14 protein-coding genes and 2 rRNA genes are annotated in these 20,515 nt (G+C 32.5%); 8 read left to right on the top strand and 8 right to left on the bottom strand.

Annotation, left to right across the window (positions count from 1 at the left end; all coding sequences use genetic code 11):
* The first annotated feature begins 52 nt into the window (after positions 1–52).
* On the top strand, positions 53–661 hold the full coding sequence (locus DRF75_RS02160; RefSeq protein ID WP_045170946.1) for a riboflavin synthase: 609 nt from the start codon (positions 53–55) through the stop codon (positions 659–661).
* A 154-nt stretch (positions 662–815) separates the two neighbouring features.
* Here DRF75_RS02160 and DRF75_RS02155 read toward each other — a convergent pair whose 3' ends face one another.
* Positions 816–2,219: an NAD(P)H-dependent flavin oxidoreductase gene (locus tag DRF75_RS02155; protein WP_129992575.1), complete on the bottom strand. Its 1,404-nt coding sequence runs from the start codon at positions 2,217–2,219 to the stop codon at positions 816–818.
* A 549-nt stretch (positions 2,220–2,768) separates the two neighbouring features.
* Between DRF75_RS02155 and DRF75_RS02150 the strand changes: the two genes are divergently transcribed.
* Complete coding sequence (locus DRF75_RS02150; RefSeq protein ID WP_045170902.1) at positions 2,769–4,034, top strand: M16 family metallopeptidase; 1,266 nt, start codon at positions 2,769–2,771, stop codon at positions 4,032–4,034.
* Between the two features lie 452 nt (positions 4,035–4,486).
* Here DRF75_RS02150 and DRF75_RS02145 read toward each other — a convergent pair whose 3' ends face one another.
* On the bottom strand, positions 4,487–5,206 hold the full coding sequence (locus DRF75_RS02145) for a DsbA family protein (RefSeq protein ID WP_045170903.1): 720 nt from the start codon (positions 5,204–5,206) through the stop codon (positions 4,487–4,489).
* An 86-nt stretch (positions 5,207–5,292) separates the two neighbouring features.
* The gene (gene secB / locus DRF75_RS02140; protein WP_045170919.1) at positions 5,293–5,826 is read right to left on the bottom strand and encodes a protein-export chaperone SecB; all 534 of its coding nucleotides are present in this window, start codon (positions 5,824–5,826) and stop codon (positions 5,293–5,295) included.
* 114 nt (positions 5,827–5,940) lie between these two features.
* Here secB and DRF75_RS02135 point away from each other — a divergent pair, with 114 nt between their 5' ends.
* On the top strand, positions 5,941–6,576 hold the full coding sequence (locus DRF75_RS02135) for a Tim44/TimA family putative adaptor protein (protein ID WP_129992574.1): 636 nt from the start codon (positions 5,941–5,943) through the stop codon (positions 6,574–6,576).
* 1,014 nt (positions 6,577–7,590) lie between these two features.
* Here the strand turns inward: DRF75_RS02135 and DRF75_RS02130 are convergent.
* From DRF75_RS02130 to DRF75_RS02120, 3 genes are all read right to left on the bottom strand, one after another.
* The gene (locus tag DRF75_RS02130; protein WP_240729880.1) at positions 7,591–8,814 is read right to left on the bottom strand and encodes an MFS transporter; all 1,224 of its coding nucleotides are present in this window, start codon (positions 8,812–8,814) and stop codon (positions 7,591–7,593) included.
* A gap of 78 nt (positions 8,815–8,892) precedes the next feature.
* On the bottom strand, positions 8,893–9,501 hold the full coding sequence (tmk, locus tag DRF75_RS02125) for a dTMP kinase (RefSeq protein WP_045170905.1): 609 nt from the start codon (positions 9,499–9,501) through the stop codon (positions 8,893–8,895).
* 249 nt (positions 9,502–9,750) lie between these two features.
* Positions 9,751–10,722, bottom strand: coding sequence for an ACP S-malonyltransferase (locus tag DRF75_RS02120; RefSeq protein WP_045170906.1), 972 nt, complete (start codon positions 10,720–10,722; stop codon positions 9,751–9,753).
* A 170-nt stretch (positions 10,723–10,892) separates the two neighbouring features.
* Between DRF75_RS02120 and rpmE the strand changes: the two genes are divergently transcribed.
* The 3 genes from rpmE (at position 10,893) to guaB (ending at position 13,578) form a co-directional block, all read left to right on the top strand.
* Entirely contained in the window at positions 10,893–11,120 is a 228-nt protein-coding gene (gene rpmE, locus DRF75_RS02115) for a 50S ribosomal protein L31 (protein WP_045170907.1), read from the top strand.
* Positions 11,121–11,156: 36 nt separating this feature from the next.
* Positions 11,157–11,948: an NAD kinase gene (locus DRF75_RS02110; protein ID WP_045170908.1), complete on the top strand. Its 792-nt coding sequence runs from the start codon at positions 11,157–11,159 to the stop codon at positions 11,946–11,948.
* A gap of 172 nt (positions 11,949–12,120) precedes the next feature.
* Entirely contained in the window at positions 12,121–13,578 is a 1,458-nt protein-coding gene (gene guaB / locus DRF75_RS02105; RefSeq protein ID WP_045170909.1) for an IMP dehydrogenase, read from the top strand.
* Positions 13,579–15,073: 1,495 nt separating this feature from the next.
* Here guaB and rrf read toward each other — a convergent pair.
* Positions 15,074–15,189: ribosomal RNA gene (gene rrf, locus DRF75_RS02100) — 5S ribosomal RNA — on the bottom strand.
* Positions 15,190–15,260: 71 nt separating this feature from the next.
* A 23S ribosomal RNA gene (locus DRF75_RS02095) occupies positions 15,261–18,052 on the bottom strand.
* Between the two features lie 274 nt (positions 18,053–18,326).
* Here DRF75_RS02095 and DRF75_RS02090 point away from each other — a divergent pair.
* Positions 18,327–19,178 carry an alpha/beta fold hydrolase gene (locus DRF75_RS02090; RefSeq protein WP_045170910.1) on the top strand — a complete coding sequence of 284 codons (852 nt, stop codon included), beginning with the start codon at positions 18,327–18,329 and terminating at the stop codon, positions 19,176–19,178.
* Between the two features lie 219 nt (positions 19,179–19,397).
* Entirely contained in the window at positions 19,398–20,381 is a 984-nt protein-coding gene (gene pdhA, locus DRF75_RS02085; RefSeq protein ID WP_045170911.1) for a pyruvate dehydrogenase (acetyl-transferring) E1 component subunit alpha, read from the top strand.
* Positions 20,382–20,515: the final 134 nt, after the last annotated feature.

The raw sequence follows: 20,515 nt of genomic DNA, 5'->3' as shown, positions 1-20,515 counted from the left end.
TTCTTTGTTCAGTACATTAGGATGTTGAATTCTACCATTCTATACATACAATATGTTTAAAGGTATAGTCGAGGATATCGGCACTGTTGTCCAAGTATGCAATACAAAAAACCGTGATAGGAGAATTTCAATTAAACCAAGTAATTTTAGGTTTTTAAGTGAAACAAAACTAGGCGATTCTATAGGATGTTCTGGTATTTGTTTAAGTGTAGTAGAGTTAAATGATAATTATTTTGTTACTGATGTTTCAGATGCAACTTTATCTATTACCAATGCTACACATTGGGAAGAAGGAACTAAGATTAACCTAGAATTACCGATAAGAATAACTGATAGACTAGATGGGCATCTTGTACAAGGGCATGTTGATGGCGTAGGAAAAATCACATCAATCATTAAAGTAAATAGCTCTCATAATATAGAGTTCCATGTGCCAGATACTTTGCTAAAATACATGATAGTAAAAGGATCAATTGCAATAAACGGAGTATCATTGACTATCAATGCTATATCTAATGGAGTATTATCAGTAAACATTATTCCTCATACCTGGGAAAAGACAGTTTTTCAATATAGTCAAGTAAACGATATTGTGAACATAGAAGCAGATATACTCGCAAAACACTTAGAACAATTGTATGCATATAATACCAAAACATAGCTATATTATTTACTATAATATAAACCTATAAATGAACTTTTATTAATAAATACTAAATGAAAGACATATGCTGATAATTATCCAATATAATAAAGCATGAAAGTTTTACATATAACATTGTTATAAAAATTATAAATGCTAAAACTATAAATACTCAATATCCAGTTAAAATTCTATCAACAAGCTCCTGTACTGTAGGAATATAACCATCCTTATAAAACTCATCCTGTATAAACTTATATGCGTTATGGCCAGAAAACATAAGCTCATGTTCATGATCTGCACCAGCAATAATATTTTGTAAGGTTTTCTGAATACAAAAACTACGAACATCTGGTTTAATACCAGTGCTGTAGTCTCCATGATCTTTCCAATTACTAAATTTACAATGACTTAAACATCCCATACAATTTATTTGATCTTCCCTAATGCTTCGTGACTTACTTTGCGTAACAAATATCAAAGTATTATCTGGTGTTTTCAAAGCATCTGTATAACCCATTGCAATCCAAGATTCTGATAACTTCTTATCACACGGATGCACATACACTTTTCTTCCTCTACTACCAATAGAGAGTTCCGCGCTGCACTCTTCAGTCATTTCATTTTCAAACGCAATCTGACGTTCATTACGTGCTTGTAATTCTTTTATAAATTCATTTTTAACTGCAGAAGAATAAAACCCTGTAGGGCTAAACTTATTCAAAAATACATCACCAGGCTTTAAAGACATTAATTTCTTCTTCCATTCAGCAGAGATTGGGCTTTCTTGAGTCAACAAAGGCCTTGTTCCAAATTGAAATGCTATAGGTCCAATTGCACTATTGTCCAACCATGCTTCCCAATCCTTTAGATGCCAAACACCTCCTGCCATGATTAACACAACATCAGACAACCCAACTTCATTCATATATGTACGCACTGCTGCAACCCTTTCAAAAGGATCTTGCGGACTATCAGGAGACTCACTATTACTAAGTCCATTATGCCCACCTGCCAACCAAGGATCCTCATACACAACACCACCAAGAAGTGTTTTAGAAAATTTCTGATAAGAACGCTGCCATAAAATTTTAAATGCCCTCATTGACGACACAATTGGATAATAATAAACTTGATATTGAGAAGCAATTTCAGCTAATTTATATGGCATACCAGCACCACAAGTAATACCATGAATTAACCCTCTTGCTTTTTCAAGCACACCATGAAGTACACGCTGCACACCTCCCATTTCCCATAGTACATTCATATGTATTCTTCCTAACCCTTTCGATATCTCATGAGCCATCTTAGCCTGACTAACTGCTGCATCAATGCTATAGTTTATTAATTCATTATGACGTTCTAATCTGGTTTTACCACGATATATCAAAGGAATATGCTCCCCATTATCATCAATTAATCTAGCGCATGCCCCAGAAAAAGTCCCCACAGCAGAAGCAGCAGCAAAAGCACCTGAACTTTTACCATCACTCACACCTATACCTTTACCACCTTCTATTATTGGCCAAACACTTTTTCCAGAAATTAATACCTTATTAATTTTTTTACGCAAATTTAAACCTTAATCCATTAACAATAACTATATACTTTCTACTATAGGTGAGAAAATTAATCTGTTACTTTTATCACCTTTTTCATAATTTAACAAGCAATATCAATATCACAATAAACCATTCAATTTCTCCTCTCTTATACGAAAAACGATAGATATTTATTATAAATTCCATATATCCTAACAAAAGAACTAGCAAATCCTAAATCCTTACTATTAGTCAATGATACCAAACTATTTTACTAGAATATAAATATTGCATATTATTACTGAGTATTAAATGTTAAAAACACCGCATAGATAATATTTTCAATCAACAAATATTATAACAAACATACTGTACAAAAGCTATCCAATATATTTTTCTGTACAGAAAAATATATTTGTAAATCAAAATTTGTAAAATTATTAGAAAAAACACTTTTTGAAAATTCTTCAAAGTTACTACAAATCATAATTCCCACATACCAATATTTTATTATATTTGTTGCTGTTATATCATTAACTGTATACACTATAACACATTAATTTCTTATTTTTTTTAAAGTCATGTCACCAAGTATTACACAGTTTAGAAATAACTTTACGATAATAACTGATACAATGCCACATGTAGAATCTGTATCTATTAATATTTGGATCAATGTTGGAAGCAGATACGAAAATACAAACATAACTGGCATATCACATTTCTTAGAACACATGGCTTTCAAAGGGACTAAAACTCGTACTGCACTTGATATAGCACAAACCTTTGATGACATTGGTGGAAATTTTAATGCACACACAGATAGAGAACATACTGTTTATCATGTAAAAACATTAAAAAGAGATATTAAAATAGCTATAGAAGTTCTTGCAGACATAATACTAAACTCACAATTTCCACAAGAAGAAATAGATAGAGAAAAAGGAGTAGTATTACAGGAAATATATCAAACTAATGATTCTCCTACTAGTATAATTTTTGATAAGTACATAGAGGCGGCTTACCCTAATCAAATATTTGGGAAATCCATTCTAGGTACTCCAGAATCAGTTACTAACCTTTCCAAAGAAGATCTCCAGACTTATATGAGTGAATATTATCATGCTGGAAACATGTTATTATCAGTAGCTGGGAACATCACACATGAAGAAGTCATTGATTTAGTATCCCAATATTTTTCTAAAATGAAAAAATCAGCACCTAAAACAGCAGCACCATCAGTTTACTATAGTGGAGAATATAGAGAAATAAGAAACCTAGAGCAAGTACATTTAGTCATAGGATTTCCTAGTGTTTCATATAAAGATGATCAGTTTTATACTGTACAAATTTTAGATTCAATATTAGGAAATGGCATGTCATCACGTCTTTTTCAAAAAATCCGTGAACAACTAGGATTAGTATACACAATATCATCTTTCAATTCCAGTTACAGTGATAATGGTATTTTCTCCATATACGCAGCAACAGATAAAAACAACTTAATTCAATTACTTACTACAATAGCTTCTGAAGTAAAAAACATTACCATAAATCTAGAAGAAAATGAGATCACAAGAGCAAAAGGTAAATTAATTTCTGAGATACTAATGTCAAGAGAAAGCACTACTGCACGTGCTGAATCGTTAGGATATTATTACTCTCACTATAACAGATACATTTTAAAAGAAGAACTCATAAAGAAAATTTCTGCAATTACACTTATAGATCTTCAAAATTGTATCCATAACTTATTAGGTAGCAATAATAAAATAACATTAGCAGCTATAGGCCAGATTGAGAATTTACCTTCTTATAGTGATATAGTGCAAATGTTTCATATATAACAGATGCAGTATTTAATACTTATAAAACCAAATAGGCTTATTATTAAGAAATTATTACAAAGTTTATACATGAGTATATCTATTCTTAGACATTAATTCGAAATACCATAGGGTTATATAGCTGTATTATGTATCTTTACTTCAAAATAAGTGGCAAGAACTATATGGCACTAAATTATACAGTAGAATATATTAACAGATTAATTATAACACAAACGCATCACACATCTTTATTGTAATTATATAACTCAAAGTTTATCATATATAAAATATAATGTATAATTGCAAACACTTGTATAAGGTTTACTACTAATAGATGCACTACGCATCCTATAAAATTATATTAATATAAGACTTTCACACACAATACATATATATCTGTAAATACTTAACTTAAAATTTTTATAGTTAAAAGTACACCTTGATACGTGCTTGATCAATTTTATTAATAGTTAAGATCTCCCACTAACTAGAGAATAATTTGGATGTAACATTATTAATTCATCAATTACTTCGGAAAAGCTTTCAATATCATGAGATTTATCATACTTCTTTCCATTAATAAAAAATACAGGAGTAGCATTTACTTGTAATTTTCTATTTGCAACAAATTTTTCTTGAATAATATAATTCATGATATCTTCATCACTAATGCATTTCTCAAACCTTTCATCACTTATATTACTAATCTTTGCAATATTGGATAACACACCTAAATCCTTATAGTTAGTCACTAGTGCTTCTATTGAACTAAATACGGCTCTAGCATAAGTAAAAAATCTATTAGCAGTATTGTAACACGTACCTAACATAGCAGCCTTTAATGAAATATAATCTAATGGAAAATTCCTAAAAATATACAGCACTTTTCCTGTTTTAATGTACTTACGCTCTAACTCTGGAAATACATTCAATGTAAAATATGCACAATGCATACAAGAAAACGAGGCGTATTCTATTATTACAACTGGAGCCTTTGTATTACCTACAAAACGATCATTAGGTAATAAACTTAATAATTCTTTAGCAGTAATATCGTCACTTAACTTAACAAGAGTATCAGAATAAAACTCTTCTATAAGCTCTTTCTGACTATCAGAACAAAAAGCAAAACTAAAAAAGGACACCACTGCTAACAAACAAAATAGCTTCCCTAGTATTAAAAATTTCATAATATAAAAAACCTGTAGTTAATTTAATTTAACTACAAATTACTACAAGTCGTCTTAAATCACAAATTAAATTATACTTAACAAAACTACTTTTCAGTATGTTGACCATTATCATTTTGTCCATCAGCATTCTGCTTTATTTGAGATTCATACATTGCCTTAAAGTCAACAACATCAAGCATTAACGGAGGAAATCCACCTGTAGCAGTAACCCTAGAAATCAATTCTCTAACAAATGGAAACAAAATACTTGGAGCAGAAACTAATAACATATCTCTCATATCTTGCTGGCTTAATTCCTCTTCATTGTTTGTATCACTATTTTCAATAGAAAACACACCACAATACTTAACCTCACAAATAAATGCTACTGTAGTACTAACACGAGCTTCAGCATTAACTTGCAGCGTAACTTCATACAATGGTTCTACTTTATTGTCTAAAGATTGCTCATTTTCTTGACCTTGTGCTTTTACTGGAAGACTTACAGAACTAACGTTAACAGAAATATTAATTTCAGGTGGAGTTTTACTAATCATTACAAAGATTTGAGGAGAATTTTGATTCTCAAACGAAAGATCCTTAATATATTGACCCTTAACTTTCAATTTATACGACATACTAATAAGCTCCAAAGTAAAATAATGTAATTAATTATTGATTAACGTACACTAAGCTATAATATTAATTGAGTATACATAGTATATACTTTTGTCAATAAAAATTAGGATTATATGGTTGAATTAGCAATATATGCATTGTTAGCAGCATTCATTTTTTTCCGATTATACAACTCTCTTGGAAAAACTTCAGGACTACAACCAAACAACTACTCACAAACTATAAGCATGGTAGTAGAAGACACACAAGAATACGATGATGTTGAAGTTGAAATAGAATCCGTAATGGATACTTGTGATAAAAATGAAAAATCAATAATCAATCAAATCAAAAAGAAAGATAAAGAATTTTCACTCAAACATTTCATGAACGGATCAATAAAGGCATTTGAAATCATAATAAAGGCCTTTAATGAAGGTAATGTACATATATTGTCTATGCTATTAGATGCCAATTTATATAACTCATTTTCAGAAGAAATAGAAAATAGAAAAAAGCTCAATCATGTATATGAAGATATCATTGTATCAGTAATATCTCATAAAATAATAAAACTAGATCTTTCAGGAAACATTGCATACATCACAGTAAAGTTTATCACTGAACAAATAAACTTCGTAAAAGACAAAGATGATAATATAATACAAGGCAGCACATCAAAGATCAATAAGATTGAAGATGTATGGACTTTCAGGAAGGATATTACACTTTCCAATAAAAAATGGTACCTTAATGCTATTCAATCATAATAATTCCAACTAGACTTTAACAGTCTATATAAAAAATCTATACATCACTAATCAATTTGTTAAGTTTACAAATACATAAAAAACAAGACTCACATGCTGCAAATTCATATAACTTAAAATACCTTTAAAAATAGCACCTTTGTCATTCAACAAGCAGAATAATCTTAAACAAACCTGACATATAGTTCACACAAAAACTGACTAATATTAATCCATCTTTTTAATTTATTAAGCTCACACTATCCACACAAATTTATGTCACCTACAATATCTTGATTATTTTCAGACATTAAGATTTTACAATTGTTAATTATATGGTATGGCAACAATGTGAATTTTTTCCAATAATACCATAAAAATCATTTCTGACACTATAATAAACAGCCAAATTTATACTATCCTTAAAAAAAGAAATCATGATTCATTAATATCAATAATAAATGTAACATTAGGATACATATTAATGACAAAATAATTTAACAACACACCGATACAATTTGCCTATAAAACCTGAAGTTAACAAAGCAATACACAGTATACAAAACTGTCTACACTCACATTACTGAGGTACCCATATAATTAAATGCTGTTTTAAATACACAGCAGAGATAGATAATAATTCATAACAGATTACTACAAAATAACATGAAAACATATATGCAATAACAACTTCTTTCATGATCATAAACATACAAAATTAAGTATTCAGAACTACATTTAATTCACAATAAATGGAAAGAATAATTACAATACATTATTAGATCAACACAGATACCACATTTACACTTAAGACTGCACTACGCAAAACTAAGAGCATAAACAAACAAATTCAAGTCACAGCATGACATTATTAGCTTTATCTATCAATTAAGTAAATCATAACTAATACGTATGTTAAATAGCACAGCTCAAGTACTGTTAACAAGTTCTATAGTTTAAGTAGGAAAACACAGTTATACATAACTCCTATATTTTATTATAGACAAAATTACATACAACTGTATTTGTAGATAGTTACCTACTCTCCTTACTTGTATATTTAAGATATACAAATCCTACAATTCCTATTAACAGACCACCAGGAATAAATAACATAGATTTCAGCATCAATGCTTTAGTATACACTGGCTCTGAATCTATAATTTTGCCATCCCACAATATATCTATTACACAAGATATAGCAGTATGGAAGAAATAACCGAAAGCCATAGCTATCATGTTATTTACAGCAGTAGCTAACGCAACTACACTATCATTAACATAACTTAACACCTTACAAGTTGTAATGATCTGATATGCTGAAAAGAAGCCTACAAGGAAGAATAATAATGTTACCAATACAGCATTTGAGCTATTGATATACAATATTAAGAAAGAGATCAGCATACCAAAACCGCAAATGATAAGCAAATTCCAGCCATTAAATGACATGCTCTCTAACATATAAGGTAAAATAAATGCACCGAAGCACACACCAATGAATATTGTAGATGGAAGTAAAGCAGATGTTTCTTTATCCATATTACCTACCACTCTTAAAAACGAAGTTACCCATCCATCAGCAAAACCTTCCAAAGGTCCTATCATGAAACCAGCAAGCAAGCTGATTATAATAATGTACTTATTACATACAACCAACTTAACATTACTCAAGATGCTATTACCAGCTTCATCAATACCACTCTTATCATAAGGCAAAATAAAGATGTATAACAGCAATGCCATCACAGCACCCATAGCAATAAATATGAGGAATAAAGTTTCCCATCCCACTTTATCCAATAAAGATAAAACTGGCAATCCACCATACATTGCACCTAATAGTCCTATTATAATAGAAATACCAGACATTCTAGCAAATCTATTATTATAATACATATTAGCAACCTTAAAAAGGCCAAGTGCAGATCCAGCTGAACCGATACCTGTTACTATTCTCCCAATTTGGGCAAATAGCCACACATCAGATATTAACAATGGTACCAACCCAATAAATGTCAAAACAGCACAAACTGGTAATACTATTCTGGGGCCATATTTATCTAAAAAAATACCTATCGGTATATGTGCTAACGTGTATCCAATATAATACAATCCAGAGAACTGACCAAATGCTATAGCACTAATTTTAAATTTTTCTATAGATATAGATGCAATAACATTAGGAAGTACTCTCAATATATATTGATATGCATAAAATATTGATACTAAAAACCATGCTAAAAATTTTCTACTCAAAACATCACCTATAATTAATTTAAAAACGTTAAACTTAGTAAAGCTATAAAAAAACAAGACTCACATGCTATTCACAATTTATGACATTTGCAATACCTTTATTATTTTCAGATGTATAAGATTGATACCATCAACATCACAAATCTCATTGTTATCAGTAACTATATGGCAACGATGTGGATTCTTTTCAACAATATTATAAAAACCACTCCTTACCCTATAATAAAACTCTAGTTCAACAAATTCATATCCATTCTTACAAGATCTAGATAATGACTCATGAACATCAACATCAATAACAAATGTAATATCAGGGTACATATCAACAACAAGATCATTCAACTGACATATCAAATTACAATCAATTCCTTGGCCATAACCTTGATATGCAATTGTTGAATCAATAAATCTATCACAAATGACTATTTTTTTTTGTACTAAAGAAGGTCTTATTACTTTCATAAAATGTTCTCTACGCATAGCAATAAAAAACAATAATTCCGATAGATTATCTAAACCTTTAGTTTGAAATAATAAGTCACGCACTGTCTCATTTAATAAAGTGCCTCCCGGTTCTCTAGTCAACACAACATTGTTAACACCATATATCTTAGATAGATACTCTGTTAACAATCGTGACTGAGTAGTTTTACCAGAACCATCTATACCTTCAAAAGTAATGAACATAATAATCAATTAACCTTATTTAGATAAAAACACTTTATTATTTTATTAATTGAGTAATATGCAAGTAAGAATACCTAAGTTATTTACATTTATATAAGCTAAGTATGAATATACCAGTTTTTTACTACATTCTTGCAAGCATCATAGAGAAGATTTTATCAATATAAAAAAACCTATCAACTAAGGTAGCAATGCACAAAAAACTACAATGAAAAATAACAAAGGATAGTTACAAGCATATACCACATTCTACGCATCAACAAAATCGGCATTTACAGCAAAATGCTGCACTATGGAATCAATACAACTTGCCGTGTTAACACTAACAGCAGAAACATTTGGATTAATCCTTTTCACCAAACCAGATAGCGTAGTACCAGCACCAACCTCAATAAAACACGTACATCCTTGCTTTATCACATACAAAATACTTTCACGCCAACGAACTCTATTTACTAGCTGTTTAGCTATTAAATCTTTAATCATGAGACAATCAGTATATTCTGTCGCAGATACATTAGATACAACTTTGACTAACGGCATTTTCATATCTTCAATACGCTCAATAAATTCCTGTAATTTACCACATGCAGAGTTCATCAATGATGAATGGAACGGTCCACTGACTTGTAACTTTATAACTTTTTTTATACCAGTATCTTTTATTAAGTCTGGTAATTGCTCAAGAGCTGCTTTAACACCACTAACAACAACTTGACCATCACAGTTATCATTAGCAATTTCACAAACCCCATACTCTTGCGCCATTTTTACAACATTTTCTACATCCTTTAAGCTTCCACCTATTAATGCAGACATTCCACCATATCCTAGGGGTACCGCATCATACATAGCTTGGCTTCTTACCAGCAGAAGTTGTGTAACCTCATACAAAGTTAATGCGCCAGACGCACATAATGCTACACATTCACCTACTGAATGTCCTGCCATGTACTTTACCTTATTAAACAAATGTATTGGCTTACCTAGAACATACTCTATAGCACGCAATGTTGCTATAGAAGTGACCATTAATGCCAATTGCGCATTATCAGTTGAAGTTAAATTTTCGATAGAACCTTCGAACATTATTTTTGATAATTTTTTATTCAATATGTCATCCACTTCATGAAAGACATAACGAGCAACAGCAAAGTTGTCATATACATCTTTCCCCATAGATACAAACTGAGAGCCCTGACCAGGGAACATCAAAATCATCGTATATATCCTCGATTATCTACCAGCTATATAATATCCTGTTATAGTAAATTAGTCAAAAGAATTTACGTATCATTAAAGTCCCTCAATATAATTGACAAACGACACGTATAAATGCTACAAACATAGGTTACAATACTTAGTTACAAATATTTGAAAAGGTTTACAGAATGAAAAAAGGGATACATCCAGAAGTCAATGATATATTGACTATATTCACTAACGGAGAAGAAAGAAAAATGAAGTCCACCTTAGGTAAAAAGGGAGAATTAATAAAAATTCACCTAGAAAGTGACTGCTTTAACCACCCAGCGTGGAATCCAAGTTTGAGGACTGTTAGCAAAAAAAATAGTAAAGCTGCAAAATTTATGAGTAAATTTGGTGATCTAGATTTATAAAATTAATTCATACGCGTGTTTTTCTTGTAATTGCACATGAGTAAATACAAAAACATTGGATATCTGTTCTTTGATGGTTTTGATGAGAGTGCAGCTCTTGCTTTAGAGAAGCAATATGGTTTTATAGATATCAAAAAAAATGAAAATGCAATTATTGATTTACTTGTAGTAATAGGTGGTGATGGACTTATGCTTCATAGCTTACATAACTACATAGTCAATAAATATAATAACATACCAGTTTATGGTATCAACTATGGTACTGTAGGCTTTTTATTAAATCAATATTCAGATCATAACCTTATAGATCGTATTAATCAATCTGTCTCAACACAATTAACAGTGTTAAACATGATTGCTATCGATACTGATAAAAATCAGCATAATGCTATTGCTATAAACGAAGTTTCCTTATTTCGCAGTACTCATCAAGCTGCAAATCTACAAATAAAAATCAATAGCAGACTAGTAATGGAAAAACTAGTATCAGATGGTATATTAGTGTCAACACCAGCTGGCAGCACAGCTTATAATTTTTCTGCAGGAGGATCTATATTACCTTTAAGTTCCAATGTTTTATCCTTAACTGCAATCAATTCATTCAGACCAAGACGTTGGAGAGGGGCTATATTAACAAATTCCACAATAATAGAAATAGATGTTATTAACCCAAAAGTACGTTCTGTATCAGCAGTTGCTGACTATACAGAATTTCATAATATTACAAACATCAAGATAAAAAAAGATAATGATATCACTATTACACTACTGTTTGATAAAGGACACAATTTAGAGGAAAGAATTATTAATGAACAATTCTCTGCTTAAGTATATAGATAACTATTGGAAGCACTTTAAGTAAGAAAACTCTTATATCAGATTTACTTATTATGTCAACAACCAGATATGGTAATACGTAACAATTAGATTTTTAGTAATATTATTGCAAGAATAATTAAAAATTAATATACTCTATGAGAAATCTTTTACGGCAAATAAAGTGGAACTCTCTTATTCCTTCGACGATATATTAATCATTCCATCAGCGTCCGACATATTGCCTGCAGAAACAGATGTTACAACTTACATAACAAATGAAATAGAGCTAAAAATTCCTCTTATTTCTGCAGCAATGGACACAGTGACAGAAGCAAAACTTGCTATAGCATTAGCACAACACGGAGGTATAGGTTGCATACATAAAAATCTATCTATAGATAAACAGCTGCTTGAAGTCAGGAAAGTAAAAAAATATGAAAGTTGGATAGTATACAACCCAATTGCAGTTTCTCCTGATGATAGTTTAGCAGTAGCACTTTCAATAATGGAAGAATATAGCTATTCCGGAATACCAGTAGTAACAGATACAGAAAATGGTAAACTTCTAGTTGGCATATTAACAAATCGTGATGTAAGGTTTATTGAAGATAAAGGCTGTAAAGTAGCTGATATAATGACTAAAGACCACTTGATCACAGTTCCAGAAGGCATAGAGCGATCAGATGCAATAAAACTACTACACCAATACAGGAAAGAAAGACTTATAGTAGTAGACAACAATTATTGTTGCGTTGGTCTTATTACAGTAAAAGACATAGAAAAATTCAATCAATTCCCAAACTCATGCAAAGACAGCGGTGCAAGGTTAAGAGTAGCAGCTGCAGTAGGAACCGGTACAAAAGATGGAATAGAAAGAGCTGAAGCATTAATTGCAGAAGATGTTGACATAATAGTTGTAGACACAGCCCATGGACATTCTGAGAGAGTTTTAACAACAGTCAAAGAGATCAGGTCCGTATTTCCACATGCTCAAATAATTGGAGGGAACGTTGCAACAGCAGAAGGAACCCAAGCATTAATTGAAGCAGGAGTAGATGCTGTTAAAGTAGGGATAGGGCCAGGTTCAATTTGTACAACAAGAATCGTAACTGGGGTAGGTGTACCACAGTTCTCAGCAATTCTAAATTCTGCAAATGCATGTAAAAATAAAAAAATTAAAGTCATTGCTGATGGAGGCATTAAATATTCTGGAGATATAGCAAAATCCATAGCAGCAGGAGCAGATGTTGTAATGATAGGTTCTATTTTCGCTGGCACAGATGAAAGTCCAGGTGAAATTATAATCTACAATGGACGTGCATATAAGTCATACAGAGGCATGGGATCAGTTGGAGCGATGAAACACGGATCCGCAAGTCGTTATTTTCAGGAAAATAATCATAAATTTATTCCAGAAGGCATAGAAGGCAGAGTTCCTCTTAAAGGGCCAGTTGCAGGAGTAATACATCAATTAGTAGGCGGATTAAAATCTGCAATGGGATACACAGGCAACAGAAATATAAGTGATATGAAAACAAAATGTAAATTTACTAGTATCACGTCAGCAGGGTTACGCGAAAGCCACGTTCATGATGTAATCATCACTAGAGAGGCATCAAACTATGATCCACTAACATAACAATAAATATTCAAACCCAATGTATTCTGAAAAAACATCGAAACTAAACTAACTGTTACATATTAACATCATTTTCACAATACAATCATTATTACTACGACTTTACTACACACAAACAAAATACTACAACTTTAAGCTAACGAGCACATACAAAAAACATTTAAACAAAGTGACTATTATTATATCAGTAATATAACATTCACAACTCAATAACTATCCAAAAACATGAAATCATTATCTACTCATATGAATAGTCAAGATATCAAAATCACTATTGAAAAGCACCAATTGATGCAAAAGATTGAATATGCTAACTAAACCTTCACAACAGAATAACATTACAAAATTATTTAGGAATTGATTTATAAAGCATCACTACAGACATATCAAACTTTCACGTTGCAATTAAGATATAACTAATCCTAAATCATGATTAAAACTTACAGATAATAAAAAATGTGAAAAATATTTGGGCATAAATATACATCCATTAGTGCCGCACCAGCAGAAATTTCATAATGCAAATGCATAGAAAAACATCAAATCACAACCCTAAACATAATAATCAATGTATAATAACCTACTCCCAAATGAAATAAAACTTATTGTTGATAACATCACACACCAGCAATGCTAAACTATAGTTTTCACCTAACCCTCTACTGTGTAATACAAAAGTTAAAAAAATTTTTAGATGTTTACAAATTCTTATTCAAAAAATCTTTCAAAAGTAAATTATACTATTTTTTTCACAACCTATACAAGACACTCACAAAAATTAAATATTTTAGATAAGCACATAAAGAATTACTGAACTCTCAAAATAATATAATTCATTATTACCACAAAAAAGATTTTTTTAACAAAACTTATATTTACTTATAACATTCTAAACACTATAAAAAACCAAACATACACATTAACAAGTGAAAAAAGTGTTTAGGATGTACTATAATTATTTATAAGTTTCAAACAAAGATTTTAGAAAACTAAATTTTACCTGGCATTGATTAGAAGAATATTTTAAAATCAAACTTTATTAAAACTAAAACTTAAGTAAATTAGTAAAAAAGTTTTTAAATTTTATAATCTAAGATTTTCTTAAAAAACATATTTCACAAATGAACTGTATATGACATTTATTACAACACCTTAAAATAAAAAACTTTTAACTATACTAATGAATATTATCTAACACACCTTTACAAAAAGAATCATTGTAATAAAAGCCTATAATCGTGCTTAACAAAACATACCATAACAAGGCATAACACAAAAATAAAATACAAACAATAGAAGTAACAAATCAAATACGAGCAACAATTATGTACTCATATGATAAAATGAAATTTAAAATTAAATAACATAAGGTAAACATTAACAACATCACCTTAAAAGCAAAATACTAAGCTATAGTAAAATAATTATTAAGAATAGAGAAGTAAGCAAAAAAGATAATTACATAAAAGCCAACAAAGGATTTATAGCTTAACAAGGGTGGCAGTGACTTACTCTCCCATGCCTTAAGACAAAGTACCATCAGCGCTAGAAGGCTTAACTTCCAGGTTCGAAATGTAAGCTGGGTGTACCACTTCTGCTATTACCACCAACCCAATTAAACTATAAACCACAAATAAGCAAAAAGATGAGCTTGCAGTTTTAACACTACATATATTTACAAAATAAGTAAATCAATTGGGCTATTAGTACTGGTTAGCTACATATGTTACCATACTTACACACCCAGCCTATCAACGTGATGGTCTTTCACGGCCCTAATGGGGAAATCTAATCTTAAGGAAGGTTTCTTACTTAGATGCTTTCAGTAATTATCCTATCCATACTTAGCTACCCAGCGATGCTGTTGGCACAACAACTGGTACACCAGAGGTATGTCCAACTCGGTCCTCTCGTACTAGAGTCAGATCCTCTCAAATTTCCAAACGCCCACGGAAGATAGAAACCGAACTGTCTCACGACGTTCTAAACCCAACTCACGTATCACTTTAATCGGCGAACAGCCGAACCCTTGGGACCTACTTCAGCCCCAGGATGTGATGAGTCGACATCGAGGTGCCAAACGGTGTCGTCGATATGAACTCTTAGACACCATAAGCCTGTTATCCCCGGCGTACCTTTTATCCGTTGAGCGATGACCCTTCCATGCGGAATCACCGGATCACTATGACCGACTTTCGTCTCTGTTCGGCCTGTCGGCCTCACAGTCAGGCAAGCTTATGCCATTGTACTATAAAAGCTGATTTCTGACCAGCTCTAGCTTACCATCGCACGCCTCCGTTACTCTTTAGGAGGCGACCGCCCCAGTCAAACTACCCACCATACAATGTCCTAACCCCAGATTCTATGGGGCATAGTTAGATATCAAAAATGTAAAGAGTGGTATCTCAAGGTCAACTCCACTAAAGCTGGCGCTCTAGCTTCAAAGTTTCCCACTTATCCTGCACATCACATCCCTAACATCAATGTAAAGCTATAGTAAAGGTGCACGGGGTCTCTTCGTCTACCCGCGGGTACCCCGCATCAGCACGGGGAATTCAATTTCGCTGAGTCGATGTTGGAGACAGTGGGGAAATCGTTACGCCATTCGTGCGGGTCGGAACTTACCCGACAAGGAATTTCGCTACCTTAGGACCGTCAGTTTTACGGCCGCCGTTTACTGGGGCTTCGACTTGGAGCTTGCACCCCTCATGTTAACCTTCCAGCACCGGGCAGGCGTCAGACCCTATACTTCCACTTACGTGTTTGCAGAGTCCTGTGTTTTTAGTAAACAGTCGCTACCCCCTATTCTGTGCCACCTACACATGGTTGCCCACATATAGGCCACCCTTCTCCCTAAGTTACAGGTGTAATTTGCCGAGTTCCTTCAACATCGTTCTCTCAATCGCCTTAGTATACTCTACCTACCTACCAGTGTCGGTTTACGGTACGGACTTATAAACTTAAGCGCTATTTCCTGGGATCTCTTCAAAGCATGAGCCAATCCAATAAGGCCCACACTAACACAAAATCCGTCACGCTTAAAAGGTTCAGGAATATTAACCTGATTTCCATCGACTACTCCTTTACGGCCTCGCCTTAGGATCCGACTAACCCTGCGCAGATTGACTTAACACAGGAAACCTTAGGTTTTCGGCGAGAGTGGCTTTCACACTCTTTTACGCTACTCATGTCAGCATTCTCACTTTTGATACCTCCAGCAGCCCTCACGGACTACCTTCACAGGCTTACAAAACGCTCCGCTACCAGACCTAACTTTCATTAGGAATTCGCGTCTTCGGCATATGGCTTGAGCCCCGTTACATCTTCGGCGCAAGAAAACTTATTTAGACAAGTGAGCTGTTACGCTTTCTTTAAAGGATGGCTGCTTCTAAGCCAACCTACTAGCTGTATTGGTCTTCTCACTTCCTTCCACACTTAGCCATAATTTCGGGACCTTAGACGGCGATCTGGGCTGTTTCCCTTTCCACTACGGACTTAGCACCCATAGTGTGTCTGCTGTATAACTACTTATTGGTATTCGGAGTTTGATTGGATTTGGTAAGAGGATGAGTCTCCCTAGTCCATTCAGTGCTCTACCCCCAAAAGTATATAGTACAACGCTCTACCTCAATAGATTTCGCGGAGAACCAGCTATTTCCAAGTTTGATTGGCCTTTCACCCCTAACCACAACTCATCCAATACTATTGCAACAGTAACAGGTTCGGTCCTCCAATGTATTTTACTACACCTTCAACCTGGCCATGGTTAGATCACTTGGTTTCGGGTCTAATCCATTAAACTAAACGCCCTATTCAGACTCGCTTTCGCTGTGCCTACACCTAACGGCTTAAGCTTGCTTAATAGATTAACTCGCTGACCCATTATGCAAAAGGTACGCTGTCACCCTAATAAATATAGATGAGATTGCTCCCAAAGATAAATATAAGGCTCCAACTGGTTGTAAGCATTCGATTTCAGGGTCTATTTCACTCCCCTCCCGGGGTTCTTTTCACCTTTCCCTCACGGTACTTGTCCACTATCGGTCGTTAAGGAGTACTTAGGCTTGGAGGATGGTCCCCCCATCTTCAAACAGGATTTCACGTGTCCCGCCCTACTCAAGGATCTATAATCTTTTTACTTATACTGGGCTATCACCATCTATGGCTACTCTTTCCAAAGTATTCTAATTTTTAACTATAAACCACTGGCCTGATCCGCGTTCGCTCGTCACTACTAACGGAGTCTCTTTTGATTTCCTTTCCTCTAGCTACTGAGATATTTCAGTTCACCAGGTTTGCTTTACATATCTATGTATTCAATATGCAATAATCAATAAATTGATTAGGTTTCCCCATTCAGAAATCTGCGGATCAAAATTCGTCTGACAATTCCCCGCAGCTTATCGCAGCCTACCACGTCTTTCATCGCCTCTTAACGCCAAGGCATCCATCAAATGCTCTTTATTATTTACTCATTTGCTATATATGCAGTATTAAAACTACATTTATTTATTATACTCTTAGCTAATTGAATTGATTGATGATTAATATCATCAACCTTACCATTTAATTAATCTTTTTGCTTACTTGTCAACCAACAAGATACATAACACAATATGTATCCCATGAGATATAATTTTTAACGACATATTCATCTTATGTCAACACTTATTTTTTATTATTTGCATCTTATTTTAAAAATGAATAAAAAAATATCATAACCACATGTCAATTTATACTTACAAACTATGATACCTTATACACTTAATATAAGTCAACTCAAAGAAAAATTTACAATGTGCTATTATCATTTTAATAGCACTAGCAATAATTATTTAATATGTGTACATGGCATAACGAGAAACGCTAGGGATTTTGATTACTTAGCAAATGCTCTATCATCCAATTATAAAATCATCTGTCCAGATATTGTAGGAAGAGGTAAAAGTTCATGGTTACAAGACTACCAATTGTACACTTACTCAACCTACTGTAAGAGTATAGTCTATCTACTTAGACATCTAAAAATTGATAGGGTAGACTTTTTAGGCACATCAATGGGTGGAATAATAGGAATGTATTTAGCTGCGTACTTCCCTCATTTAATCAATAAACTCATTATTAATGATGTAGGACCATCTATCAGAACATCAACTTTAAAAAAAATTTCTCAACACATAAATATTAACCCAACATTTAACACAATTGACGAAGCAGCAGTATATATAAAAAATTTACTAACTAACTTTGGCATCAAGCAAGAAAATCACTGGCAACATATCATTACGCATAGCATTACACAAAATACTAATAATACTTACTCATTAGCATCAGATCCTAAAATAGGTCTAGCTTTAAATGAAGACATCAGTAAGATAAAGAGTGATACATGGAATATATGGAACACATGGGACAAAATACAGAGCAAAATATTAGTTATACACGGAAGTTTGTCAGGTGTTTTAACACATAGTACATTAAAAAAAATGCTACTCTCAAAACAAAATATTGATTCCATAGAGTATCGTGACATAGGCCATGCACCAGCATTAATGGATGACTATCAAATACAGGATATAAAAAATTGGTTGTTAAGTTAGCGTAACACAGTAAATTATATAATATATTGTAAGTAGATTAACAATTATTTTAATCATTAACACTTATCATAAATTATTAGTGCAATTACATTAATAAATATACACATTTAACACATAATTAGTTGTTGCGGTGTATTAATAAATAAGTTAGCAATATTTTGATATAAAATAAACTGATAAATATATCACGTATTAAGTTCATCACATTTTAGGTAATACATGACAAAAAAACATTCTAATAACTTAACAAATGAACAGCTAATAAATTGCTATTACAGTATGCTATTAATGCGTAGATTTGAAGAAAAGTCTGGTCAGCTCTATGGTATGGGTCTGATAGGAGGTTTTTGTCACTTATACATAGGGCAAGAAGCTATAGCAGCAGGTATACAAAATGCTATTACAGAAGGAGATGCTATTATTACTAGTTACAGAGACCATGGATTCATGCTTTCCGTAGGAACAGATCCAAAATATGTAATGGCAGAATTAATGGGCAAAAGCACAGGGTGCTCAAAAGGCAAAGGCGGATCAATGCATATGTTCAATATAGAGAAGAATTTTTTTGGAGGTCATGGCATTGTTGCCGCACAAGTACCAATAGGCACAGGTATTGCACTTGCAAATAAATATAAGAAAAATAATAACGTTGTATTTACATGTTTTGGAGATGGTGCAGTTAACCAAGGCCAAGTTTACGAAGCTTTTAATATTGCTGCACTATGGAAACTACCAGTAATATATGTTATAGAGAACAATGAATATGCAATGGGTACATCTGTATCTAGATCATCTTATATAACAGATTTATATAAAAAAGGCGAAAGTTTTGGTATACCAGGATATCAAGTAGATGGTATGAATTTATTTGCTGTAACACAAGCTGCAATTGATGCAGCAAACCACTGCAGATCAAACAATGGTCCAATACTATTAGAAATGAAAACTTATCGTTACAGAGGACATTCCATGTCAGACCCAGCAAAATATAGATCAAAGCAAGAAGTAGAAGAAATAAAAGAAAATAAAGATCCAATTACTCACTTAAAAAATTATTTAATATCTAACAATATTGTATCTGATGAAGCATGTAATAAATATGATAAAGAAATACGCAATATAGTCAAAGAAGCTGTAGATTTTTCACAGAATAGTAGTGAGCCTGACATTAATACGCTGTATACCGATATATATCAAAACTAATATATGTCAAATATATTTACAACTTGCATTATACTATGTATTAGACAAGTATAACTAAGGTTGTTGTACTCTTTGATAATTTCAAAACTTTTTAAATAGATTATCAAGTAATGTAAAGCACTGTTTTACTACAA

This window comes from Ehrlichia minasensis (assembly GCF_004181775.1).
Lineage (GTDB): Bacteria > Pseudomonadota > Alphaproteobacteria > Rickettsiales > Anaplasmataceae > Ehrlichia > Ehrlichia minasensis.
This window is presented reverse-complemented; position numbering and strand designations above follow the sequence as displayed.